Source organism: Isoptericola sp. NPDC060257 (assembly GCF_042726645.1).
In the GTDB taxonomy this organism is placed as follows: Bacteria; Actinomycetota; Actinomycetes; order Actinomycetales; family Cellulomonadaceae; genus Isoptericola; species Isoptericola nanjingensis.
The window spans coordinates 1-4429 of the sequence record NZ_JBHXAW010000326.1 but is presented as its reverse complement, the minus strand read 5'-3'; the positions used below and the strand labels follow the sequence as shown (position 1 = coordinate 4429).

Sequence of the window (4429 nt, the reverse complement as noted above, 5' to 3'; positions counted from 1 at the left end):
CAGCGGGACGCCAGGAGGTCCCGCATCTGCTGGATCTCGGCCGTCTGGGTGTCGACGACCGACTGCGCCATCTCGACGGCGCCGGCGTGCTCGCCGCCGGACACCTCGGTCTGCGCCATCTCGACCGCGCCCTCGTGGTGGGCGACCATCTGCTCGAGGAACAGGCGCTCGGCGTCGGCCCCGGTCGCGTCCTCGAGGGCCTGCATGTCCTCGGCCGACATCATGCCGGCCATGCCGTGCTCGTCGTGGCCCATGCCGGCGCCGGCCTCCGGGTCGGCGCCCCAGTCGCCCAGCCAGGCGGTGAGGGTGTCGATCTCGGGACCCTGGGCGGCCTTGATCCGCTCCGCCAGGTCGACGAGCTCAGGGCTGACGCCGTCCTTGGCGAGCAGGGCGTCGGACATCTCGATCGCCTGCTCGTGGTGGGGGAGCATCATCTGGGCGAACATCACGTCGGCAGCGTTGAACGGGGCGTCGGTCGCGGTGTCCGACGGTGCGTCGGGCGACGACGAGGCGCCGCCCATGTCGGCCATGTCGTGGCCGGTGCCGTCGTCGGCGCCGCACGCGGCGAGCGTCAGGCCGACGGCGAGGGCGAGCGCGGGCACGCCGGCGCGCGCCAGGAAGGTGTGCGTCATGAGGGGTAGGCCTTTCTCGGGGTCTCTCGTGGGATCCGCGGTGGGCCTGCGTCCCGGTCGGGGGCGGGCCCGGGCGGTCCTAGGTCCGAGAGATCCCGAGGGCGGGCAGGCTGGGCCCTTCCGCCGGGCGGGCCGCGACCGGGAGGGGGAGCCGTGCCACGAGGCGCGGGCCCTCGGCGCGCAGCAGGGCGCGCGGCCCCGGCCCGACGAGCGTGAGCAGCACCGCCAGGATCATGAGGCACATGGCCGTGACCATCTCGTGCCCGCCGCAGCCGCCGGCACCGCAGCCGGGGGCGCCGGCGTCCTGGGCGACCGGCGCACCGGCGTGCGACGTGGTGACCGCGGGGGCGCCCGCCGTCGTGCCCGGCGCCGTGTGCGCCTGGACCACCACGGCGGCGGGGGCGTGGTGGTCGGCGTGCCGGGTCGACGAGCCGCTCATGGCGTGCATGAGGACGACGCCCACGATCAGGGCGAGCACCAGCATCACCCCGGCCAGGCGCCCGCGACGGCTCGTCAGCAGGGGGCGCACGGTGCGGATCATGCGTCCTCCTTCGAGCGGTTCGTTGTGGCAGGTGCCGGCGGGCGTCCCTGGCACTGTAGCCAACGCGCGGCCGTCGTCGGGCGGCGCCCCGTGCGGGACGGTCCGCCCCGGCCTAGCGTCGGGGGATGAGCAAGGACAACGACGTGGTCCGGACCGAGAAGTCGGGCGGCAAGGCGGCGAAGATCCTGTACCGGCCGGTGGGCATCGTGAGCTCGATCATCGGCGGCATCGTGGCGGGGCAGGTCTTCAAGCAGGTCTACAAGCGGGTCGCGCCCGGGCACCCCGACGACGCGCCCACACCGCTGCAGTCCGAGTACCGGATGCGGGAGATCCTGCTCGCGTCGCTGCTGCAGGGCGCGATCTTCTCGGTCGTGAAGGCGGCCATCGACCGCGGGGGCGCCCGCGCGTTCGAGCGCTGGACGGGGGAGTGGCCGGGCGACTGACCGGTGTCCGGCCCGGTCTCACCAGTCCGCGGGCCGTGAGTCCTTGCCGTCGAGCCACAGCCGGTCGCTCGCGTCGCGGTGCGAGCCGGTGGCGCCGACGTGCTTGGTGCCGATCCGGTCGCCCTTGACGATCACGTGCGCCATGGCCTGGGCGTGCCCGTGCCCGATCCCGTACGTCTCCTTGAGCCAGGCGACGACGGTCATGGTCCGGCTCTCGGGGCCGAGGCCCTGCGCGGCGGCGGCGTCCACGATCTGGCGCGGCGTGAGCCCGGTCTTCGTCTCGACGGTGTCGAGGTAGGCCTGGAACGACATCAGCGGTGCTCCTCGCTCTTGTTCTCCTGGATCATCGTGGCCGAGGCGTGGATGCACATCATGCGCAGCACGCCGGCGCCGGTGTTCGTGAAGCCGTGCCAGACGTCCGGCGCGACGACGGCGGTGTCCCCGGCGCGGGCGACGACGGTCTCGGCGCCGATGCGGATGGTCGCCTCGCCCTCCAGCACCGACCACGTCTCCGTGTAGGGGTGGCGGTGCAGGTCCGGGCCCTTGCCCGGGTCGTTCGTGACGAGGAAGAAGGACACGTCGGAGCCGTGGTGGCGGCCCTCGAAGCGCAGCGTGCGCGAGCCCGGGATGCGGATGGTGTCGGCGGGGACGACGGCGGCCATGGCGGCTCTCCCTCGGGGTGCGGTGTGCGCCTCGGGCGGCTGCCCGCGGCGTGTCCCCAGCCTCGGGCCCACCGCGCCCGCCCACGAGCGTTTCGACCGACGTCGAAAGGCGGGCCGCCCAGGTCTCGCGTCAGCGCGCCGCGGCGAGCTGGGCGGCCAGCGTGCGCCCGGCGGAGCGCATCGGCTCCGGGTCGCGGGTCGTGCGGGCGAGCAGGAACGCGCCCTCGACCAGCATCACCATGGCGAGGGCGAGCTCCCGGGCGCGCTCGGGAGCGACGTGCCGGGAGAACCACGCCGTGCCGCCGTCGACCCACGCGGCGAAGACGTCCGCGGCGGCGCCGCGGAGGGCCTCGTTCGTGTCCACGACGTCGAGCGCCATCGTGGCGACGGGGCAGCCGTCGGCGTAACCGGTCGCCACGAGGTCGCGGGCCGCGGAGTCGAACGCGTGGACGACGGCGTCCACCGGGTCGTCGCGCTCCTCGAGGAGGCCGAGCACCAGCGCCATGAACTGCGGGCCGGTGGTGCGGATCATGTCCTCGGCCAGCGCGTCCTTGCCGCCCGGGAAGAAGTGGTAGATCGAGCCGAACGGTGCCGCCGCGTCCGCGGCGATCTGCTTGAGCCCGGTGCCGGCGTAGCCCCGGCGCGCGAACAGGCGGGCCGCCGCGTGCCGGATCCGGGTGCGGGTGCCGGCGTCCGCGGGGGGCTCCGCGAGGAGCGGCGGGAGGTTCGAGGGGGTTGCCGCGGTCATGGGGTCAGCCTACGGTGGCTGACTAGAACGATCTATCAAATCGACGAGCGAGAGGGGCGGCCATGGCGGTCGTCGAGCTGGCGGCGGGACCGGTGACGTACGAGGACACCGGCGGCGCCGGGCCGGTGGTGCTGCTCGGGCACGGGCCGCCGATGGACTCCCGCGCCTGGCGGAAGGTCGTGCCCCTGCTGCCGGGCTTCCGCGTGATCACCCCGACGCTGCCGCTCGGCGGGCACCGCACGCCGATGCGGCCGGACGCCGACCTGTCCCAGCGCGGCATGGCGCGCCTGCTCGGCGACCTCCTCGACGCGCTCGACCTGACCGACGTCACGCTGGTGCTGAACGACTGGGGCGGGGGCCAGTTCCTCGTCAACGACGGTCGCACCGACCGGGTCGGGCGCCTGGTGCTGGCCGCGTGCGAGGCGTTCGACAACTTCCCGCCCGGGGCGGCGAAGGCGCTGGGGCGCGCCGCGCGCGTGCCGGGCGGCATGTGGCTGCTGCTGCGGCTCTTCCGCCTCCGGGCCTTCCGGCGGATGCCGAGCGGGTACGGCGGCATGTCCGTCGTGGGGCTGCCGGACGACCTGCTCGTCGACTGGTTCGCGCCGGCCACCGGGGACCGACGGATCCGCCGCGACTTCGCGAAGTTCGCGGGCGGGGCGCCGGGCCGGGCCGAGCTGCTGCGGCTCGCGGAGGGCTGGAGCGCGTTCACGAAGCCGGTGCTCGTGGTGTGGGCGGACCGGGACCCGCTGATGCCCGCGGAGCACGGCCCGCGGCTGGCTGGGCTCTACCCGGACGCGCGCCTCGAGGTGCTGGCGGACTGCGCCACCCTGGTCGGCGAGGACCAGCCCGAGCGGTTCGCCCGCCTCGTCGCCGAGTTCGCGGCGGTGCCGGACGCCCGCCCGTCGTGAGGCGCGAGGGAGTTTTCGGCATTTCATTGACAAGGTGAAGGAATAGGCGCCAGGCTCGGGGCGTGCAGCGCCGCGCAGACGTTCCCCGCCTCGGCTCCCTGGAGCCCTCCGCCCGCGCGGTCGTGCGCGCCCTGCTCCTGGCCGGGCCGCTCTCCCGGGCGGAGCTCGCGCGGCGCCTCGAGCGCTCCCCGGCGAGCATCACCAAGACCACGCAGCCGCTGCTGGCCGCCGGGCTGGTCGCCGAGGACGCGGGCCGGATCGCCGAGGAGGCGACAGCCCCGGGCGAGAGCCGGGGGCGCCCAGGCCTCCCGCTGGTCCTGCAGGCCGGCCGCCACCTGTTCATCGGCGTCAAGGTGACGTCGGACGAGGTGTTCGCGGTCCGCACGGACGCCACAGGACTCGTGCAGGCGTCCGGGCACCGCGACCTCGCCGACGTCGAGCAGGAGACTGTCGTGTGGATCTGCGTCTCAGAAGGTGGTCAAAAGTGGGGGTGGT

Annotated in this window: 7 protein-coding genes and 1 pseudogene; 3 read left to right on the top strand and 5 right to left on the bottom strand. The window is 74.7% G+C overall.

Annotated features, from left to right (window positions below; all coding sequences use genetic code 11):
- Together ACFWEK_RS19265 and ACFWEK_RS19260 are read right to left on the bottom strand one after the other, a co-directional pair.
- On the bottom strand, positions 1 to 632 hold a 632-nt coding region (locus tag ACFWEK_RS19265; protein WP_430555081.1), incomplete at its 3' end, for a DUF305 domain-containing protein.
- A 79-nt stretch (positions 633 to 711) separates the two neighbouring features.
- Entirely contained in the window at positions 712 to 1173 is a 462-nt protein-coding gene (locus ACFWEK_RS19260; protein ID WP_430555080.1) for a hypothetical protein, read from the bottom strand.
- Between the two features lie 125 nt (positions 1174 to 1298).
- On the opposite strand from ACFWEK_RS19260, the gene ACFWEK_RS19255 reads away from it, so the two are divergent.
- A complete protein-coding gene (locus ACFWEK_RS19255; protein WP_430544786.1) occupies positions 1299 to 1616 on the top strand; it encodes a DUF4235 domain-containing protein in 318 nt (105 codons plus the stop codon).
- A gap of 18 nt (positions 1617 to 1634) precedes the next feature.
- Here the strand turns inward: ACFWEK_RS19255 and ACFWEK_RS19250 are convergent, their stop codons facing one another.
- From ACFWEK_RS19250 to ACFWEK_RS19240, 3 genes are all read right to left on the bottom strand, one after another.
- Positions 1635 to 1928 (bottom strand): DUF4287 domain-containing protein, encoded by a 294-nt coding sequence (locus ACFWEK_RS19250; RefSeq protein WP_430544785.1) that lies wholly within the window; start codon positions 1926 to 1928, stop codon positions 1635 to 1637.
- Complete coding sequence (locus tag ACFWEK_RS19245) at positions 1928 to 2278, bottom strand: cupin domain-containing protein (protein ID WP_430544784.1); 351 nt, start codon at positions 2276 to 2278, stop codon at positions 1928 to 1930. Before ACFWEK_RS19245 ends, ACFWEK_RS19250 begins: the two co-directional genes overlap by 1 nt.
- 130 nt (positions 2279 to 2408) lie before the next feature.
- Positions 2409 to 3026, bottom strand: a complete 618-nt coding sequence (locus ACFWEK_RS19240; protein WP_430555079.1) for a TetR/AcrR family transcriptional regulator — start codon at positions 3024 to 3026, stop codon at positions 2409 to 2411.
- A 62-nt stretch (positions 3027 to 3088) separates the two neighbouring features.
- On the opposite strand from ACFWEK_RS19240, the gene ACFWEK_RS19235 reads away from it, so the two are divergent.
- Both ACFWEK_RS19235 and ACFWEK_RS19230 read left to right on the top strand, forming a co-directional pair.
- Positions 3089 to 3934: an alpha/beta fold hydrolase gene (locus ACFWEK_RS19235; protein WP_430555078.1), complete on the top strand. Its 846-nt coding sequence runs from the start codon at positions 3089 to 3091 to the stop codon at positions 3932 to 3934.
- Positions 3935 to 3996: 62 nt separating this feature from the next.
- Positions 3997 to 4429: pseudogene (locus ACFWEK_RS19230) on the top strand (hypothetical protein); the annotation flags it as partial.